Annotated in this window: 18 protein-coding genes; 6 read left to right on the top strand and 12 right to left on the bottom strand. The window is 74.3% G+C overall.

Annotated elements, in window-relative coordinates:
• Positions 1-109: 109 nt before the first annotated feature.
• The 5 genes from QUG92_RS15185 to QUG92_RS15165 all read right to left on the bottom strand — a co-directional run bounded on the left by QUG92_RS15185 (position 110) and on the right by QUG92_RS15165 (position 5,341).
• Entirely contained in the window at positions 110-1,186 is a 1,077-nt protein-coding gene (locus QUG92_RS15185; protein ID WP_289459797.1) for an ABC transporter permease, read from the bottom strand.
• On the bottom strand, positions 1,183-2,064 hold the full coding sequence (locus QUG92_RS15180) for an ABC transporter ATP-binding protein (protein WP_069712970.1): 882 nt from the start codon (positions 2,062-2,064) through the stop codon (positions 1,183-1,185). Before QUG92_RS15180 ends, QUG92_RS15185 begins: the two co-directional genes overlap by 4 nt.
• 130 nt (positions 2,065-2,194) lie before the next feature.
• Complete coding sequence (locus QUG92_RS15175; RefSeq protein ID WP_289459796.1) at positions 2,195-2,914, bottom strand: response regulator; 720 nt, start codon at positions 2,912-2,914, stop codon at positions 2,195-2,197.
• Positions 2,896-4,173, bottom strand: coding sequence for a sensor histidine kinase (locus QUG92_RS15170; protein ID WP_289459795.1), 1,278 nt, complete (start codon positions 4,171-4,173; stop codon positions 2,896-2,898). The genes QUG92_RS15175 and QUG92_RS15170 overlap by 19 nt, the downstream gene beginning before the upstream one ends.
• 10 nt (positions 4,174-4,183) lie before the next feature.
• A complete protein-coding gene (locus QUG92_RS15165) occupies positions 4,184-5,341 on the bottom strand; it encodes an MFS transporter (protein ID WP_289459794.1) in 1,158 nt (385 codons plus the stop codon).
• Positions 5,342-5,370: 29 nt separating this feature from the next.
• Here QUG92_RS15165 and QUG92_RS15160 point away from each other — a divergent pair, with 29 nt between their 5' ends.
• Together QUG92_RS15160 and QUG92_RS15155 are read left to right on the top strand one after the other, a co-directional pair.
• A complete protein-coding gene (locus tag QUG92_RS15160; RefSeq protein WP_289459868.1) occupies positions 5,371-5,919 on the top strand; it encodes a TetR/AcrR family transcriptional regulator in 549 nt (182 codons plus the stop codon).
• A 67-nt stretch (positions 5,920-5,986) separates the two neighbouring features.
• A complete protein-coding gene (locus tag QUG92_RS15155) occupies positions 5,987-6,883 on the top strand; it encodes an alpha/beta hydrolase (RefSeq protein ID WP_289459793.1) in 897 nt (298 codons plus the stop codon).
• A gap of 97 nt (positions 6,884-6,980) precedes the next feature.
• On the opposite strand, the gene QUG92_RS15150 is transcribed toward QUG92_RS15155, so the two are convergent.
• Positions 6,981-7,652, bottom strand: coding sequence for a peroxiredoxin-like family protein (locus QUG92_RS15150; RefSeq protein WP_289459792.1), 672 nt, complete (start codon positions 7,650-7,652; stop codon positions 6,981-6,983).
• A gap of 147 nt (positions 7,653-7,799) precedes the next feature.
• Entirely contained in the window at positions 7,800-8,261 is a 462-nt protein-coding gene (locus QUG92_RS15145) for an ATP-dependent zinc protease family protein (RefSeq protein ID WP_069712975.1), read from the bottom strand.
• Between the two features lie 68 nt (positions 8,262-8,329).
• Between QUG92_RS15145 and rimK the strand changes: the two genes are divergently transcribed.
• The 4 genes from rimK to QUG92_RS15125 all read left to right on the top strand — a co-directional run bounded on the left by rimK (position 8,330) and on the right by QUG92_RS15125 (position 14,335).
• Positions 8,330-9,508, top strand: coding sequence for a 30S ribosomal protein S6--L-glutamate ligase (gene rimK, locus QUG92_RS15140; protein ID WP_182046210.1), 1,179 nt, complete (start codon positions 8,330-8,332; stop codon positions 9,506-9,508).
• 68 nt (positions 9,509-9,576) lie between these two features.
• The gene (locus tag QUG92_RS15135) at positions 9,577-10,650 is read left to right on the top strand and encodes a 3-oxoacyl-ACP synthase III (protein ID WP_069713038.1); all 1,074 of its coding nucleotides are present in this window, start codon (positions 9,577-9,579) and stop codon (positions 10,648-10,650) included.
• Positions 10,647-13,367 carry an alpha/beta fold hydrolase gene (locus tag QUG92_RS15130; protein WP_289459791.1) on the top strand — a complete coding sequence of 907 codons (2,721 nt, stop codon included), beginning with the start codon at positions 10,647-10,649 and terminating at the stop codon, positions 13,365-13,367. The genes QUG92_RS15135 and QUG92_RS15130 overlap by 4 nt, the downstream gene beginning before the upstream one ends.
• The gene (locus QUG92_RS15125) at positions 13,364-14,335 is read left to right on the top strand and encodes an NAD-dependent epimerase/dehydratase family protein (RefSeq protein ID WP_289459789.1); all 972 of its coding nucleotides are present in this window, start codon (positions 13,364-13,366) and stop codon (positions 14,333-14,335) included. Before QUG92_RS15130 ends, QUG92_RS15125 begins: the two co-directional genes overlap by 4 nt.
• A gap of 70 nt (positions 14,336-14,405) precedes the next feature.
• Here QUG92_RS15125 and QUG92_RS15120 read toward each other — a convergent pair whose 3' ends face one another.
• The 5 genes from QUG92_RS15120 to QUG92_RS15100 form a co-directional block, all read right to left on the bottom strand.
• Complete coding sequence (locus tag QUG92_RS15120) at positions 14,406-15,224, bottom strand: hypothetical protein (RefSeq protein WP_289459787.1); 819 nt, start codon at positions 15,222-15,224, stop codon at positions 14,406-14,408.
• Positions 15,214-15,753: an RNA polymerase sigma factor gene (locus QUG92_RS15115; protein WP_289459785.1), complete on the bottom strand. Its 540-nt coding sequence runs from the start codon at positions 15,751-15,753 to the stop codon at positions 15,214-15,216. Before QUG92_RS15115 ends, QUG92_RS15120 begins: the two co-directional genes overlap by 11 nt.
• Before the next feature lie 150 nt (positions 15,754-15,903).
• Positions 15,904-16,314 carry an MFS transporter permease gene (locus QUG92_RS15110; RefSeq protein WP_289459784.1) on the bottom strand — a complete coding sequence of 137 codons (411 nt, stop codon included), beginning with the start codon at positions 16,312-16,314 and terminating at the stop codon, positions 15,904-15,906.
• Positions 16,314-17,501, bottom strand: a complete 1,188-nt coding sequence (locus QUG92_RS15105) for an Asp23/Gls24 family envelope stress response protein (RefSeq protein WP_289459783.1) — start codon at positions 17,499-17,501, stop codon at positions 16,314-16,316. Before QUG92_RS15105 ends, QUG92_RS15110 begins: the two co-directional genes overlap by 1 nt.
• A gap of 61 nt (positions 17,502-17,562) precedes the next feature.
• Positions 17,563-17,736, bottom strand: a complete 174-nt coding sequence (locus QUG92_RS15100; protein ID WP_069712982.1) for a CsbD family protein — start codon at positions 17,734-17,736, stop codon at positions 17,563-17,565.
• Between the last annotated feature and the right edge of the window lie 163 nt (positions 17,737-17,899).

Below are 17,899 nucleotides of genomic sequence, written 5' to 3'. Positions count from 1 at the left end.
CCGAGCGGCGTGCGGCGCGCCCCGCGCCCGCCCCGCCCACACACGGACGGGAGGCGCGGTGCCAGCCGGCACCGCGCCTCCCATCCGTCCGCTCGTCCGTCCGGCGGTGTCAACCCCGGATCGCCTCCGCCAGCTTCACCCGCCCGCCGGTCCGCAGCAGCGCGTTCTCGTAGATGCGCGCACCCACGGCGACCACGACGACGACCGACGCGGCGACGACCACGAGCGACAGGATCGGCTCCCACCACTCGGCGGTCCCGAGGAAGATCCGCATCGGCATCCCGATCGGCGCACTGAACGGGACGTACGACATGATCCCCACGATCGTCTCGTTGTCCGCCGCCGAGACGATCAGGATGTACGGGATCATCACGAGCAGCATGACCGGCATCGTCACGCTGCCGACGTCCTCCTGGCGGGAGACCAGCACGGCGGACGCGGCGAACAGCGCGGCGATGAGCACGAACCCGACGGCGAAGAAGCCGACGAACCAGAGCACGCTCGGTCCGAGCATCGAGAAGAAGTTCGTCTGCCCGGTCACGGCGAGTGCCACGGCGCCGGCGATCGCGATCGCGATGATCTGCGCGAAGGCCATGATGCTGCTGCCGAGCACCTTCCCGGCGAGCAGGGCCCGCGCGGGGATCGCGGCCATCAGGATCTCCACGACCCGTGTCGACTTCTCCTCGACGACGCTCTGTGCGATCGACGATCCGAAGGTCACCGCTGAGGTGAAGAAGACGACACCGAACAGGATGCCGATGGCGGACACCAGACCCGCCGACAGGGCGCCGGGCTCCAGGAGCTCCACCCTGGGCGCGACGCTGAGGGCCTGGACGACGTCGGTCGGGGCGTCCTCGAGACCGACGACCTCGTAGCCGATCGCGTCGTCCGACGGCACGATCGCGGCGTCGACGTCACCGCTGCGCACAAGGCGTTCGGCCTGCGCGACGGTCTGGGTCGGGGTGACCGACAAGCCGTCGTCGGAGCGGAGCGAGACGCCGTCGACCACCGCGACGGGCGTGGTGTCGTCCGCGGTCGCCTTGCCGACGATGCCGGCGATCACGACGGACGCGACGACGGCCAGCACCAGGATGGCGGCCGAGACGACGAAGGCCTTGCTGCGGACCCGCGCCTGGATCTCGCGGACGGTGACGAGCCGGACGGCGTCGACGAAGTGGCTGGTCATCGGACGACCTCCCGGAAGACCTCGCTGAGACGGGGGACCCGCGGGGCGAAGGACCCCACGGTGCCGTGCTGGACGGCGCGCTGCAGGACACGCTGCGCGGTGTGGTCGTCGGCCTCGAACACGGCGTACCCGCCGTCGAACTCGCGGACGGTGACACCGGCCTCGTCGCGGAGCCAGGCGACGTCGCCGTCGACGAGGAGCTCCCACGCGGCCGGTCCGGCGTTCCGGCGGAGTTCCTCCTGCGGCCCGGCGGCGCGGATGGTGCCGTCGGCGATCACGACCACGTCGTCGCAGAGCCGTTCGACGACGTCGAGCTGGTGGCTCGAGAAGAGCACCGGGACACCCTTGGCGGCGTGTTCGCGGAGGACGCCGAGCACCGTGTCGACGGCCATCGGGTCGAGGCCCGAGAACGGCTCGTCGAGCACGAGCACCTCGGGGTCGTGCACGAGCGCCGCGGCCACCTGCACGCGCTGCTGGTTGCCGAGCGAGAGCTTCTCGACGGCGTCGCCGGCGTGCTGGCCCAGGTCGAGACGCTCGAGCAGCGCGGTCGTGCGCTGACCGGCGGTCCGCTTGTCGACGCCGTGGAGGCGCGCGAGGTAGGTGATCTGCTCGGCGACCGGCATCTTCGGGTACAGCCCGCGTTCCTCGGGCATGTAGCCGAACCGCCGACGGTCGGCCGGACCGACCTCGGTGCCGTCGATCGACACGCGACCGGCATCGGCCTGCAGGACGCCGAGCAGGATCCGCATGGTCGTCGTCTTGCCGGCGCCGTTGCCGCCGACGAACCCGGTCAACCGACCGCTGCCGACCGTGAACCCCACGTCGTCGAGCACCCGGCGGTCGCCGAAGTGCTTCGTGACCCCTTCGATGGTGAGCATCGCCCGTTCCCCTTCCGCCGGCGGTCCTCGCCGACGTCTCGACGCTACGGGCCGGGAGGCGCGGCCCACCTCCGGCGGGAGGCGGGACTTCCCGACGCCCCGACTCCACCGCACGGGGGAGCGGGCTCCGTCAGCTCGCGGAGGCGACGCCGCGCTCGAAGGCCCAGACGACCGCCTGGATCCGGTCCCGGACCCCGGTCTTCTGCAGGACGTTCGACACGTGGGTCTTCACGGTGGCCTCGCCCACGAAGAGCTCGCGGGCGATCTCGGCGTTGCTCAGCCCCCGGGCGAGCAGCCGGAGCACCTCGGCCTCCCGCTCCGTCAGGCCCGCCGCGGCGACGGGGTCCACACCGGCGGTCACGGGCTCGCCGCCCGACGGCGCCCCGGTGGAGCCGCTGGTCGGACAGCCGGGGCCGTGGCCGGCGGTCGCACGGCTGATGACCCGTCGGGTGACGTCCGGGGCGAGCAGGGCGTCCCCGGCCGCGACGGTGCGGACGGCGTCGATCAGCCGTTCGGGGGAGGCGTTCTTGAGCAGGAAGCCGCTCGCCCCTGCCTCGAGCGCCGCGAAGAGCGCGCCGTCGTCGTCGAAGGTGGTCAGCACCAGGACGGCCGGCGGCTCCGGGAGCGCACCGACCCGCCGCGCGGCCTCGAGCCCGTCGACGCCGGGCATCTGCACGTCGAGGCAGACGACGTCGGGTCGGAGGGCGACGACTGCCTCGACTGCGGCGGCTCCGTCCGCGGCCTCGCCGACCACCCGGAAGCCGGGTTCGGACTCGAGGATGACGCGGAAGCCGGCCCGGACCAGGTCCTGGTCGTCGGCGAGCACGATCGTCAGGTCGTCGGCAGCCATGCCCGCACCAGGAACCCTCCCCGGGCGCGTGGCCCGATCTCGATCCGGCCACCGACCGCGGCCACGCGTTCGCGCATGCCGACGTGCCCGAGTCCGCTGCCGCTCGTGTCGCGCGCCGCCCCGGCACCGTGCCCGTCGTCGGCGACCTCGACCTCGATGCCGTCGTCGAGGTACCGCAGCCGCAGGTCGGCCCGCGCCGTCGGCCCGGCGTGCTTGAGGACGTTCGTGACGGCCTCCTGCGCGATCCGGAAGGCGACGGCCCCGACGGTCGGCGGGACCGGACGCTCCGCGCCGACCACGACGTACCCGGCACCGTGGCCGGCGGTGCGGGCCGCCTCGACGAGCTCCGGCATCCGTCCGAGTCCGGCGGTGCTGGGCGCCGTGTCCGACGGGCCCGCTCCGCCCGTGGTCCGGTCGTCCTCGCGCAGGGTGCCGAGCATCCGCCGCAGTTCCTCGACCGCCGTCCGGGCGCTGTCCTCGACCACGCCGAGCGACACCGTCGCCTGCGCGGGGTCGCGGTCGACCACCCGTCGGGCGGCGCCGGCCTGCACGCCCATCAGCGAGACGTGGTGCGCGACGACGTCGTGCAGTTCGCGGGCGATCCGGACACGCTCGAGCGTCACGGCCTGGGCCGCCGTCCGCTCTCGCTCCGCCGCGAGCTCGTCCGTGCGCTCCGCCAGCTCGTGCTTGGCGAGGGCGGCCGACCACGCCCGGTTGCCGGCGTACCAGGCGCCGCCGAAGTACAGGACGTTGATGAGGACGTTGACGAGCGAGTACGCGACGTAGGGCGGGATGAGTGCGTCGTCGTCGTTCGGCAGGGCGCTCGGCACCGACCACCCGAACGAGATGGCGAGGAAGAGCCAGGCGAACATGCCGCCGATCACGACCCAGCGGACGACCTCGGAACGGACGCGGTCCGAGCACCACGCGCCGACCGTGTAGAGCGCGATGAAGAGGGTGAAGTTGACGAGGACGATCTCGGGCACGTGGAGCAGCTGCGTCGCCGTGAAGGCCAGCGCGGACACGACGGCGACCGTCATCGGCCAGCGGCGGCGGAACGCGATCGGTGCGGCGTTCGCGACCACCATGAGCGCGGAGACCCACCACGCTGCCTGCTCGTCACCGTAGACCCCGGCGGCGCCGTACAGCGTCGTCGTCAGTGCGAGGCCGACGCCGAGGACGAGTGCGAGCAGGGCGTCCTGCCGGTGCTCACGGCGCCCGACGGGCAGCCTCGACCACTCCTCCGTCGTCCGCCCCATGCGGTCCACGCTAGCGGGTGGCGACCGCCGTCCGCAGGTCCCCGGTGTGGAGCGAGAGCCCCGACGACACCGCGACGAGCACGCCCGCGGCGACGAACGTCGTGGTCGTCCCGACCGTCCCGACGAGCACCCCGGCCACCGCGGCGCCGACGGCCTGCCCGGCGACGAGCACGACGAACAGGACCGAGGTGCCCGCTGCGACCTGCTCGGGATCGATCGCCGCGGTCCAGGCGATCAGCGCGCCGGTCGCCGCGGTGTACCCCCAGCCGAACAGGGCGCAGGACGCGAGTGTGACCTCGACCGACCCCGGCAGGAGCCCGAGCGCGAGCACCGCCCCCGCGGCCACGGTCGTCGTCAGCACCCACTGACGTCGAGGTGCCATCGCACTCGTCCACCGCGCCGTCGCGGCGACCGTCGAACCACCGACACCGAGCGCGATCCACGCGACGACCGTCGCCGTCGTCGGGACCCCGGCGTCGACCAGCGTCGATCGGCCGTAGGTCCAGACGACGGCCGACCCCGCGCCGAAGAGCAGCGCGACGACGACCGGGACCGTCTGCGCGACGAACCACGACCTCCCGGGGAGCGCCGGGGTCCCGCCGCGCTCCGGACGGCCCGCGGCGAGGAACAGCACGGCGCCGACGGCGAGCGTGAGGGCGCCGGCCACCGCCCATGCGGTGCGCCAGTCCGGCAGCAGCACGAGGGCGAGGACCCCGGCCGCGACGAGTCCCGGCCCGGTCCCCGAGTTCACGACCGCCTGCGCCCGCCCGCGACGGTCCGCCGGGATGCGGTCGGTCACGAGCTGCACCATCGCCGGTGACGCCAGGCCCGCCCCGGCCGAGGCGCCGACCGCGGCGGTCCCGAACACCGCGGTCGTCGGGCTCGATGCCATCACGAGCGCCCCGACGCCGGCGGTGACGGTCGCGGCGACGACGAGCCACCGCGCCGCCCGTGCCGCGAGCACGGAGCCCCCCACGGCACCGACGCAGTAGACGACGGAGGCACCGGACGACACCGCGCCACCGACGTCCGCGCCGAACCCGAGGTCGTGCTGCACGTCGGGCAGGAACAGCCCGTACGCCAGGCGCACGAGACCGTAGGTCGCGGCGACGAGTCCGAGTCCGGCGGCGAGCAGGACGCGGTCCGGCAACGAAAACGATCGTTTCACTTCCACGACCCTAGGCTGGCTGCGTGGTGATGCGTCCAGGGACCGAGCAGCGGGTGCTCGACGCCGCCGAGGAGCTCTTCTTCACCCGGGGGATCGCGGCGACCCCGATCGACGCCGTCCTCGAGCGCGCGGGGGTGTCGTCGGCCACGCTCTACCGGGGGTACCCGAGCAAGGAGGCCCTCGTGGCCGCGGCCCTCGACCGCCGCCACGACGAGTGGACCGCGGCCTGGGACCGTGCGGTCGAGCGGGCGACGGACGACCGCGCACGGTTGCTCGCCGTGTTCGACGCGCTCGACGCCTTCCGGTCCACCCCGTCGGGCTCGCGCTGGTGCGCCTTCCTCGGCACCGCGGCCGAGTACGTGGACGCCCCGCAGGAGCTCCGCACCGTCCTCGACCGCGAGACCGACACGCTCCGACGGCGGCTCACCGAGGCGGCCCGCCCGCTCGTCGGCGACGGCGCTCCGGCGCTCGCCGCACAGCTGCTGCTCGTCGTGTCGGGATCGCTCGCGATGCGACTCCGCGACCCGGGTGCCGACTCCGCGACCGCCCGCGCGGTCGCGGAGGCGCTCCTTCCCTGAGGGTTCCCGCGGCTCCGTCCGGGCGGATCCGCAGCGGAGCACCCCTCCCGTCCGACACGATGAGCACGTGCCGACCCCGTCCCGCGCCACGACGATCACCCGTCGCGCGCTCCTCGCCGCCGGCGGCTCGCTGCTCCTGGCCGGTGGGGCGTTCGAGGCGGTCGACCAGCGGCTCCTCCCCGGTCGGTCGACGATGTACCGCGTGCTCGGCCTCGACGGTCCCGCCGGCAGGATCCCGGACGTGCCACCGGTGCCCTCGACCTCGGGCACGTTCGTCTCCGCGGCACGGGGCGGTCGGACGGTGGGCTGGACGATCGCCGCGCCGCCCTCGGCGACGCCGCTGCCCGTCGCGGTCGCCCTGCACGGGTACGGCGGCGACCACCGCACCTTCTCCGGGAACGCGCTCGGGTACGACCGCTTCCTCGCCGCGCACCTGCGCAGCGGGGGCGCGCCGTTCGCCGTCGCGGCGGTCGACGGGGGCAACCGGTACTGGCACCGCCGTGCCGACGGGGACGACCCGGCGTCGATGGTCGTCGACGAGTTCCTGCCGCTCCTGGGTGATCGCGGCCTCGACACCACGCGGCTCGGCCTGACCGGCAACTCGATGGGCGGCTACGGCGCACTGCACCTCGGCGGCGTGCTCGGCGCCGAGCGCGTCCGGGTCGTCGCAGCGCTCAGCCCGGCCCTCTGGACGACCGCCGGGGACACCGCCCGCGGTGCGTTCGACGACGCGGCGGACTTCCGGACGAACACCGTGCTCGGTCGGCAGCGCGCACTCGACGGGATCGCGGTGCGGGTCGACTGCGGCACCGGGGACGGCTTCGAGCCCGCGGTGCGGGCCTACCGACAGGGTTTCCGCGTCGCCCCGGCCGGCGGCCTCGAGCCCGGCGGCCACGACCGCGCCTACTGGCGCCGGACGGCGCCGGACCAGATCGCGTTCCTGGGTCGACACCTGACCGCCTGAGCGAGCCGTGGACGGACGGGAGGCCCGCCCGGGGTGACGCACGCGCGTCACCCCGGGCGGGCCTCCCGTCGGACCTGCCCGCGCCTCGCAGGCGGGGTCAGCTCGCCGGAGCGAGCTGCTCGTCGACGGCGGCGAGCACCTCGGCGACCTCGGTCCGGGTCGTGTAGTCGACGTGCACGTCCGCGAACCGGACCGTGCCCGCGGCGTCGATGACGAACACGGACGGGAACGGGATCGCCGCGGTGTCGTCCGCGTTGCTGTCGGCGACGTCGAAGCCGAGCCGGGTGTGCGCACCGCGGGCGGCGTCGCTCGGCGCGGTGACGATGCCGAAGCGGCCCGCCAGCACGTTCTCGGGGTCGGTCAGCACCGGGAAGGCGAGCTCGCCGTTCGCGATCGACTGCTCGGCCGCCTCCGGCGTCTGGGGCGACACGGCGACGAGCTGCACCCCGCGCTCCCGCAGGGCCGGCAGGAGTTCCTGCTGGTAGGTGCGCAGCGTGATGTTGCAGTAGGGGCACCAGGCGCCGCGGTAGAAGACGAGGACGGTGGGGGCGTCACCGCGGACGTCCGCCAACGAGGTCGCGGAGCCCGTCGGGGTGACGAGCGGGGCGTCGGGTGCTTCGTCGCCGACCGCGACGACCCCGTCGGGCACGCCCGCGGCGCGCAGGTCGGCCTGCTCACCGTCGAAGACCGCGGACAGCTCCGGGCCGATCTGCGCGGTGAAGCCCGCGTTGAACTCGTCCACCTGGCGGGCGATGGTCTGGTCGGTCACGTCGTTCTCCTCGGGTCCGGGACGCATCCGGCGACGGCGCCGGTGGGGTGAGCGTAGGCACCGCGGCGCGCCGCCGGTACGGGTGGCGTCACGCGGCGTCATCGACGAGCCGGGACCGCCGAGCCACCGCCGTGCAGGCGCGACCGCTCAGGCGCGACCGCGGTTGCGCCGCCGGATCTCCTTCGGCGCCCGCCCGGCCAGGAACGACCGCGCGGGGTCGACCAGGAACCCCTGCCGCAGCGCCTCGCGGCCGACGAGCATGCGGAAGCCCATCTGGTCGCGGTTGCTCAGCGTGACCTCGGCGTCGATCGTGCGACCGGCCAGGGTGATCGGCGTGAGGACGACGATCCGCTCCTGGGTGTGCCCGGTCGAGCTCCGGACGGTGCGTCGGTCGTGCACGGCGCACTCGTGCGTGACCGCGTCGGCGTCGGTGTCCTGCCACGGGTGCACCGAGAACCGCACCCGGTCGCCGGGCAGCTCCTCGAGGTCGAAGGCGTGGAGCGCCGAGCTGCGTGCGCCCGTGTCGAGCTTCACCTTGATCCACGGCAGGTCCAGCCCGGGCAGGGCAGCCCACTCACGCCAACCTGCGATCGTCGTGTTCCGGGCCATGGCCCCATCCTGTCGCATGCTTGGATGGGACGTCGCCGTCGTCGTCCTCGAACCCGTGGAGCACCCCGATGAAACTCGCCATCCTGTCGCGCGCCCCGCACGCGTACTCGACGCAGCGTCTCCGCGCGGCGGCGATCGACCGCGGGCACGACGTCAAGGTGCTGAACACCCTGCGGTTCGCCATCGACCTGACCGCCGACGAGCCCGACCTGCTCTACCGCGGCAAGCTCCTCAGCGACTACGACGCCGTGCTCCCGCGCATCGGCAACTCGATCACGTACTACGGCACCGCGGTCGTCCGGCAGTTCGAGCAGATGGACGTCTACACGCCGAACACCGCGACGGGCATCACGAACTCGCGCGACAAGCTCCGGGCGAACCAGATCCTGTCCCGGCACCACATCGGCATGCCGGCGACGACGTTCGTCAACAGCCGCGCGGACGTGCGCGGGGCGATCGACCGGGTCGGTGGCGCCCCCGTCGTCATCAAGCTGCTCGAGGGCACCCAGGGCATCGGCGTGATCCTCGCGCCCGAGGCGAAGGTCGCCGAGTCGATCGTCGAGACCCTGCACTCGACGAAGCAGAACGTGCTCATCCAGTCGTTCATCTCGGAGAGCCGCGGGAAGGACATCCGCGCGCTCGTCGTCGGCGACCGCGTGGTGGCCGCGATGCGCCGGAGCGCCAGCGGCGACGAGTTCCGCTCGAACGTCCACCGCGGCGGCACCGTCGAGAAGGTCACGCTGACGCCCGAGTACGAGGAGGCGGCGGTCCGCTCGGCGCAGATCATGGGCCTGCGCGTCGCCGGCGTCGACATGCTCGAGGGCAACGACGGTCCCCTCGTCATGGAGGTCAACTCGTCGCCCGGTCTCGAGGGCATCGAGCGCGCCACGGGACTCGACGTCGCCGGCGCGATCATCGACTTCATCGGCAACCAGGTCGCGTTCCCGGAGATCGACGTCCGGCAGCGCCTCAGCGTCTCGACCGGGTACGGCGTCGCCGAGCTGCTCGTGCACACGAACGCCGACCTCGTCGGCAGGACCATCAAGGAGTCCGGCCTCTGGGACCGGGACATCACCGTGCTGACCCTGCACCGCGGCGCGTCCGTGATCCCGAACCCGCGCAGCGGCGTCGAACTGCAGGCCAGCGACCGCCTGCTCTGCTTCGGCAAGCTCGAGGAGATGCGGTCGATGATCCCGGACCGGCGGCGACGCCGATCGAAGGTCCGCAAGCTCCCGAAGGACGCCTGACCGGTGCCGCCCAGCGCACCCGGATCGCGCACCCAGGTCGGATGCGGAAGTATGTGTCGGTGACGATCATGACGGAACGGCCGGTCGACCAGGCGACGAGCAGCGAACCGGAGCGCCCCGGCAACGCCACGGCGAAGCACCAGAACGTGTCGCTGCTGTCGGTGGCGACCACCACCGCCGAGCGTGTCACGACGTCCGCCGACATCGAGGAGCGCCTCCGTGGGGCCCTCCGTCGGCTCCGCCTGCCGATGGGCCTGCTCGAGCGGGTCGCGGGTGTGACCGAGCGCCGCAACTGGGGCGAGGGGCAGACCTTCCAGGACGCCGCGATCGACGCGGGCCGTCGGGCGATGGCCGAGGCCGGGGTGCGTCCGGAGGAGATCGGGCTCCTCATCAACACCTCCGTCACCCGTCCGCACCTCGAGCCCTCGGTCGCGGTCCGCCTGCACCACGGTCTCGGGCTGCCGACGTCGGCGATCAACTTCGACATCGCCAACGCCTGCCTCGGGTTCGTCAACGCCATGAGCGTCGCCGCGGGCATGATCGACTCCGGGCAGATCAAGTACGCGCTCGTCGTGGACGGCGAGGACGCCGACCAGGTGCAGCTCAACACGATCGACCGCCTGAACCAGGGCGGCCGGAACCGCAAGGACTTCATGAGCGAGTTCGCGAGCCTGACCCTCGGGTCGGGTGCCGCGGCCGCCGTGCTCGGCCCGAGCGACGTCCACCCCGAGGGGCACCGCATCGTCGGCGGCGTCACCCGTGCGGCGACGCAGTGGTACGACCTCTGCGTCGGCAGCGTCGACGGCATGTTCACGGACGCGAAGATGCTGCTCAAGGGCGGCATGGAGCTCGTCGTCGCGGCCTGGAACGAGGCCCGCGCGCACTTCGACTGGGCGGACATGGACCGCTACGTCCTGCACCAGGTCTCCGACGTGCACACGAACGCCTTCGTCGAGGCGATCGGTGTCCCGCGCGACAAGGTCCCGACGACCTACCAGCGCTTCGGCAACGTCGGTCCGGCGTCGATCCCGATCACCCTGGCCGACGAGGTCGCCCGCGGCGGCATCACCCGCGGCGACCGCGTGTTCCTGGGCGGCGTCGGCTCGGGCATCAACACGGCGATGATGGAACTGCGCTGGTGAGGTCCGGCCTCCCGCGCGTCGCCGCCAGCACGGCTCCGGCGACGCTCCCGCCGCCCCTGCCCGGACTCGACCCGGCATGGTCGCGACTGGTCACCGTTCCGGGTGGTGACGACAGTCGGCCGGGAGGCGCGGCTCGCCCCGCGCGAACCTGGCACCTCCTCGACACGGCCGGCTCCCTCGAGGCGCTCGGCGTCACCCCGGTCGGCACCCTGCTCTGCGTGCACGGCAACCCGACCTGGTCGTACCTCTGGCGGTCCGTCGCGGCCCGCACGCTCGATGCCGCCCGGGCGGGAGGCCCGGCTTGGCGCGTGGTCGCCGTCGACCAGCTCGACATGGGCTTCTCGGAGCGCACCGCCGACCAGCACCTCCTGGCCGACCGGGTGCGCGACCTCGGCGCCCTGACCGACGAACTCGGACTCACCGGCCCCGTCGTGACCCTCGGGCACGACTGGGGCGGCGTGGTGTCGCTCGGTTGGGCGGTCGACCACCCGGACCTCGTGGTCGGTGTCGCGACGTGCAACACCGCTGTGCACCAGCCCGACGACGCCCCGATCCCGGCACCCCTCCGGCTCGCGCTGCGCCCGGAGGTGCTCGGCCGCGGGACGGTCGTGACGCCGGCGTTCCTCGAGACGACCCTCGCGATCGCCCACCCGCGGCTCGACCGCGCGACCGCCGACGCCTACCGCGCGCCCTACCGCGGTGCGGCTCGTCGCGGCGGCATCGGGGGCTTCGTCGCGGACATCCCGGTCGACGCGTCCCACCCCAGCGCGGCCGAGCTCGACCGGATCGCCGCCGGCGTCGCCGCGCTCGAGGTGCCCGCGCTCGTGATGTGGGGGCCGCGCGACCCGGTGTTCCTGGAGCGGTACCTCGACGACCTGGTCGACCGGCTGCCGCACGCCGACGTCCACCGCTTCGAGGGTGCCGGCCACCTGCTGCCCGACGACGCCGACGTCGCCGGGACGGTGCTCGACTGGCTGGGCGACCGCCTGCCGGACGGGACGACGACCCGCGGGGACGACTCGCGCCTCCCGGACCGCGTCGAGGCCGAGGCTGAGGCGGAGGGAACGCACCCGTTGTGGGCCGCCCTCGACGGGCTGCGCCACTCGGAGGAGCCGGCGCTCATCGAGATGGCCGCCGCCGGCGGTCCCCGGACGATCAGCTGGCGACTCCTGGCCCGACGCGTCGACGAGGTCGCCGCCGGGTTGCTCGACGTCGGCGTCCGTCCGGGCGACCGCGTCTCGCTCCTCGTCACGCCCGGCGCGGACCTGACGGCCGCGCTCTACGCGAGCGTCCGGATCGGTGCGGTCGTGGTCGTCGCGGACGCCGGACTGGGCCTGCGCGGCCTGACCCGCGCCGTCCGCGGTGCGCGTCCGGACTGGGTGATCGGTGCGCTGCCGGGCCTCGGTGCCGCTCGGGCCCTCGGGTGGCCGGGCCGACGCATCGCGACCCTCGCGCTCCCGGCAGTCGCGCGCGCGGCGCTCGGTGTCGAGCACACGCTCGTCGAGGTCGCTCGTCGCGGTGCCCGACGGCTCGCCGCGGGGGCCGCCCTGCCCGTCGCACCAGCGCCGGACGTCCCCGCGGCCGTCCTGTTCACCTCCGGGTCGACCGGCCCCGCGAAGGGCGTCGTCTACACGCACGGGCAGCTCGCCGCGGTGCGTGACGTCCTGGCGGCGCAGTACGACGTCGGTGTCGGCACGGGCCTGGTCGCCGGCTTCGCGCCGTTCGCCCTGCTCGGCCCCGCCCTCGGCGCTCGCTCGGTCGCACCCGACATGGACGTCACCGCACCCCGGACCCTGACCGCCCGCGCGGTGGCGGACGCCGTCGCCGCGGCCGACGCGACCGTCGTGTTCCTCTCGCCCGCGGCCCTGGCGAACGTGGTCGCGACCTCGTCGGCGCTGACCGACCGCGACCGCGAGGCGCTCGGCCGGGTCCGCCTGTTCCTGTCCGCCGGCGCGCCGGTGTCGGCGTCGCTCCTGACCGCGGCGACCGCGCTCATGCCGAACGCGTCGGCCCACACCCCCTACGGCATGACCGAGGGGCTGCTCATGACCGACGTCGACCTCGACGGGGTGCGTGCCGCAGCCACCGACGGTGTCGACGAGCAGGGGATCTGCGTCGGGGCCCCGGCCACCGGCGTCCGCGTGCGGATCGCACCGCTCGACGACGACGGTGCACCGAGCGGTGCCCCGACCGACGCCGCCGGGGTCACCGGCGAGGTCGTCGTGGCGGCGCCGCACGTGCGCGACCACTACGACCGTCTCTGGCGCACGGACCGGGTCTCCCGCATGGGCGTCGACGACCCGCGCGGGCACCGGACCGGTGACGTCGGCCACCTGGACGCCGAGGGGCGCCTGTGGATCGAGGGGCGGCTGCAGCACGTCGTGACCACGGCGGAGGGCGTCGTGACACCCGTCGGTCCCGAGCAGCGGATCGAGCGGGTGGCCGGCGTCGGACGCGTCGGCATCGCGGGCACCGGGCCGCGTGGGACGCAGCAGGTCGTGGCGGTCGTCGAGACCGTGCCGGCCGCGCGTCATCCCGGACTCGCACCGGCCGCTCTGGCCCGTGCGGTGCGTGCAGCAGCCGGCGTGCCGGTCGCGGCGGTGCTCGTCGTCCCCGTGCTGCCGACCGACGTCCGGCACAACTCGAAGGTCGACCGTGCACGCCTGTCGCGGTGGGCGACCACGGTGCTCGGCGGCGGGCGGATGGTGCGTCCGTGAGGGTGCTCGTCACCGGCGCGAGCGGGTTCCTCGGCCGCGCGACCGCCGCCGCCGTGCGCGACGCCGGGCACGACGTCCGGACGTTCCAGCGCCGACCCTCGGGCGTCGACGGGGTGGAGGACTCCCTCGGCACCATGACCGATGCCGCCGCGGTCGAGCGGGCCGTGGCCGGGGTCGACGCGGTCGTGCACCTCGCCGCGAAGGTCTCGCTCGCCGGCGACCCGGCCGACTTCGCCCGGGTCAACGTCGACGGCACCCGCACGCTGCTCGCCGCAGCGCGGACCGCGCGCGTCGGCCGGTTCGTCTTCGTCTCGTCGCCGTCGGTGGCGCACACCGGCTCGTCGCTCTCGGGCGCAGGAGCGGACCCCGCCGAACCGACGGCCGCGCGCGGGCACTACGCCCGGACGAAGGCCGCCGCGGAGCTCCTGGCGCTGGCCGCCGACGAGCCCGGGTTCGCGGTCGTCGCGGTCCGGCCGCACCTGGTGTGGGGGCCCGGGGACACGCAGCTCGTGGGCCGCATCGTCGCGCGTGCACGGGCCGGACGGCTGCCGCTGCTCGACTCCGGCGCAGCGCTCATCGACACGCTCTTCGTCGACAACGCCGCCTCGGCGATGGTCGCGGCCCTCGAGCACGCCGCTGACGACGCCGTGCACGGCAACGCCTACGTCGTGACCAACGGCGAGCCGCGACCCGTCGCCGAACTGCTCGCCGGCATCTGCACGGCGTCCGGGGTGCCGGCACCCCGACTGCACGTCCCCGCCGGGCTCGCCCGGGTGGCCGGCTCGGTCGTCGAGGCCGTGTGGCGGGTGCGGCCCGGGGCGGACGAGCCGCCGATGACGCGGTTCCTCGCGGAGCAGCTCTCGACGGCGCACTGGTTCGACCAGCGTCGCACCCGGCGGGACCTCCACTGGTCGCCGGCGGTGTCCGTCGACGAGGGCCTGGCCCGCTTGGCGGCGGCGACCTGCTGACGCGGCTGCGACCGCTGTCCCGCGCCGCGCTGCACGCGCTGTCCCTCGCCTCGATGTCGTCGGCCCGGGGTCAGCCGCAGAACTCCGGGGGAGCCTGCGCGACCGAGCTGACCCAGACGATGCCGACCGTTCGTCCGTCCTCACCGGTCACGAAGGTGACGTGGTACCCGTTCCGCTCGATCGTCCACTGGGCGGAGGGCCCGTCCGGTTCGGGACCGTAGCTCGAGGGGACGAACGTCAGGTCCGGGTAGGCGGCGCGTAGTTCCTCGACCGTGCTGCCCGTCCCGAACCCCTCGGCGGTGGTCGGACCGGGATCGTCCCCGGCGGGGCCGGAACCGATGGCGACAGCACTGACGGTCCCGTCGTCCCCCTCGATGACCGTCAGGCCAGGGCTGTCCGGGCGGTTCCAGTTCGTGACCTCGGGAGCAGGGCACGCGTACTCGACCTCGCGCGTGTAGGCGCTCCCGAGGTCGTCCAGCTCCCCGGCGATCGGCGCCGCGAGGGCGATCGGACCGACCTCGTTCCCCGAGATCGTCCAGGTGGACGGGTCCGCGACCGAGTAGGGCGCACGGGTGGAGGTCGGCGTCGAGGTCGGCGTGGGCCGCGGCGTCGGGCGTCCGACGACGGGCGCACCGGACGGCGTCTCGGAGACCGTCTGCTCCGGAGTGCTCGTCGCCGTCGGGGTCGGTTCCGCGGTGAGCGACGTCGGGATGAGCCCGAGCGCGACCCCGCCACCGGCAGCGCCGAGGAGCAGGACCGACACGACGCCGATCGCGATGCCGGTCAGACGGCGTCGACGCGGCCGGGACTCCGCGCGCTCCAGCACGTGCTGCTTCATCGACACGAGCATGCGCTGCAGCTCGTCTCCCACGGGGGGCTCAGTGTTCATCGTGCGTCACCGCCTTGCGCAGTCGTCGTCGGGACCGGGAGACGCGCTGCGTCACCGAACCGACGCTCAGTCCGAGGCGCTGCGCGGCCTCGGCGTAGGAGTACCCGCGAACCAGGCAGAGCTCGCAGATCAGCCGGTCGGTCTCGGGCAGGGCCGCGATCTCGTCACGGACCCACCGGAGCCCGTCCGCTCCCTCCGACGGACCGGCCGGCGCGGCGAGTTCCTCGGGCAGCTCGTCCCCGGCGTGCTTCGCGTTGCGCCGAGCCAGGTTCCTGGCGTGGTCGCGGCACACCACGAGCAGCCAGGGGAGCAGCTCCCCGGTCGGCAGCTGCACGCTGTCGGCCTTCTGCCAGAGGGTCAGGAACGTGTCCTGCACGAGTTCCTCGACGTCCTGCTTGCCCCCCGCGATCGCCCAGGCGTACCGGGTGAGCGTCGGCGCGAAGCGATCGAAGGCGATCGCCAGTACTGCTCGGTCCCCCGTCGCGAGGCGCCGTGCGAGGCCGGTGTCGTCGTCTGCGGTGTCGTCCACGGTGCTCCCTCCACCTGAACGATGTCGGCAGCGCGCGGATCCTGACACGACGCGCCGGATCCGTCACCGATCCGTGATGAGCGCGGACGGGCGGACGGGAGGCGCGGTGCCGACCGGCGCCGCACCTCCCGTCCGTCCCGGCGGTGGTGGTCAGCCGGTGAACCGCTGCCAGAGCTCGGTCACGACCGGCCAGACGTCGCCGGCACGGTCGGCGGAGGCGACAGCGATCGTCACCACCGGGTAGGCGGTCACGGCGAGGCTGACCAGCACCGCGACCACGACGGCGACCACCGACGTCGCGGTGTGGCGGCGGGTGAGGGCGAGCAGCAGCAGGGCGACGACCACGACGACCCCGAGCAGCGTCACGAGGGTGATGCGGACGACGGGGAAGGGCACGAGCCCGGCGGTCGTGGCGGTGACCCCGCCGAGGAAGCCGACGAGCGGCAGGTACGCGCCGAGGGCCACGACGAGCACGAGCACGATGCCGGTGCCCGATGCGACCCAGACGCCGCGCGGGCGGGGCCGCCGGGACGGGCCCCGCCGCCCCACCCACGCGGTCATCACCGTGCGGCTCCGCCGTCCCCGTCCGGCTGGCGGGCGGCGGCCTCGTCGCGGACGACGTCGGCTGCGTGCTCGATGCGGTCCGCGGCGTCGTCGAGGGCGTCGGCGACGCGCTCGTCAGCGACACGATCGTCAGCGACACGGCCGTCCTCGGCCGGCGACCCGGTGTCGTGCGCGGTGGGTGCACCCGAGTGCGCGTCCGGGCTCGCATCGGCGGTCGCGGCCTGCGTCGCTGTGACCGCCGAGTCGGTGGCGTCGGACGCCGCTGCCCCGGCCTCGGCCGCCGCGTCGGTCGCGGCAGCAGCGGCACCGGACGCGCGGTCGCGCACCTCGGCGGTCGCGTCGGCTGCGGCGTCCTTCGCGGCGCTGACGGCGTCCTGCGCCGCGTCACCTGCTTCCGAGGACTTCCGCGCCGCGTGGTCCGCGGCGTCGGAGGCCGCTGCCCGGGCGTCGTGCACCGCGTCGGCGGTGCGGGTCCGAGCGGCGTCGACGGCGTCGGCGGTCGCGGCGCGTGCGGTGTCGAGCGCGTCCGCGGCGCGGTCGCCCAGGTCGGCCGTCGTGGCGCGGGTGGCGTCGACGGCGTCACCCGCTGCGTCCTTCGCCTTGCCGGCGGCCTCACGCGTGGCGGCGGCGGCGTCCTGCGCTGCGTCCCGTGCACGCTCGGCGACGTCGGCGGCGCTCGCGCGGACGTCCTCCGCGGCACCGGCCACGGCGTCCTTCGTGCGGCTCGCGGCGGCCCCGACGGCGTCGGTGGCGCGGTCGATGGCCGACGGTTCGTCGTCGAACGGCCCGTGCACGTCGAGCACGCGGACGTCGACCGTGGTCGGCTTGCCGTCGCCCAGCTGCGAGACCGCCGCGGACACCTGGTCGCGGACCGCCGCGGCGACCTCGCGCACGTTCCGCGGGTACTCGACGACGACCGACACGGTCACGTCGATGGTGTCCTCGGCGTCGTCCACCTGCACCCCGGGTGCTCCGGCGGACCGCCCGAGCTGGGAGCGGACGCGGTCGGCGGCGCGGGCCGCGAGGCTGCCCAGGTGGTGGACACCCGGCACGCCGAGCGCCGTCTCCGCCGCGGTGCGGGCGGCGACCACCAGGGGCCCGGCGTCGTCGGGGAGCGGGGTGGTCAGCTCGGACGGCAGGTCGACCTCGGTCACCTGGGTCCGTGCGTTCGGATCGTGCTGCATGGCTTCCTCCTCGGGACAGCAGGGCCGTCGCTCCCGCAGGGGGAGCGACGGCCGTGGTCCGCTAGTTCTTGAAGACGTCCTTGATGTCCTCGCCGGTCTGCTTCGCGCTCGCAGCGGTCTGGTCCTTCTTGCCCTCGGCGACCTTCGAGTCGTCGTTCGTGGCGTTGCCGAAGGCCTCCTTGGCCTTGCCCGCGATGTCCTGGGCGGCGTTCTTGATCTTGTCGTCGAGTCCCATGGTGGGTTCCTCTCCCTGATGGGCCGGGGTCGTCCCCGGCGGTGGTGGTGTGGTGGTGTGCGTCAGTGGACGCGGGTGGTGTGTGCGAGTGCGGTGCGGGTGCCGCCGGTGAGGTGGACCAGGACCGGGACTTCTCGGCCGAGGGTGTGGTCGAGGGTGGTGA

It is taken from the genome of Curtobacterium citri (assembly GCF_030362955.1).
Lineage (GTDB): Bacteria > Actinomycetota > Actinomycetes > Actinomycetales > Microbacteriaceae > Curtobacterium > Curtobacterium citri.
Note: the sequence above shows the minus strand (reverse complement) of the source record. Positions and strands in the feature narration are given on the sequence as shown.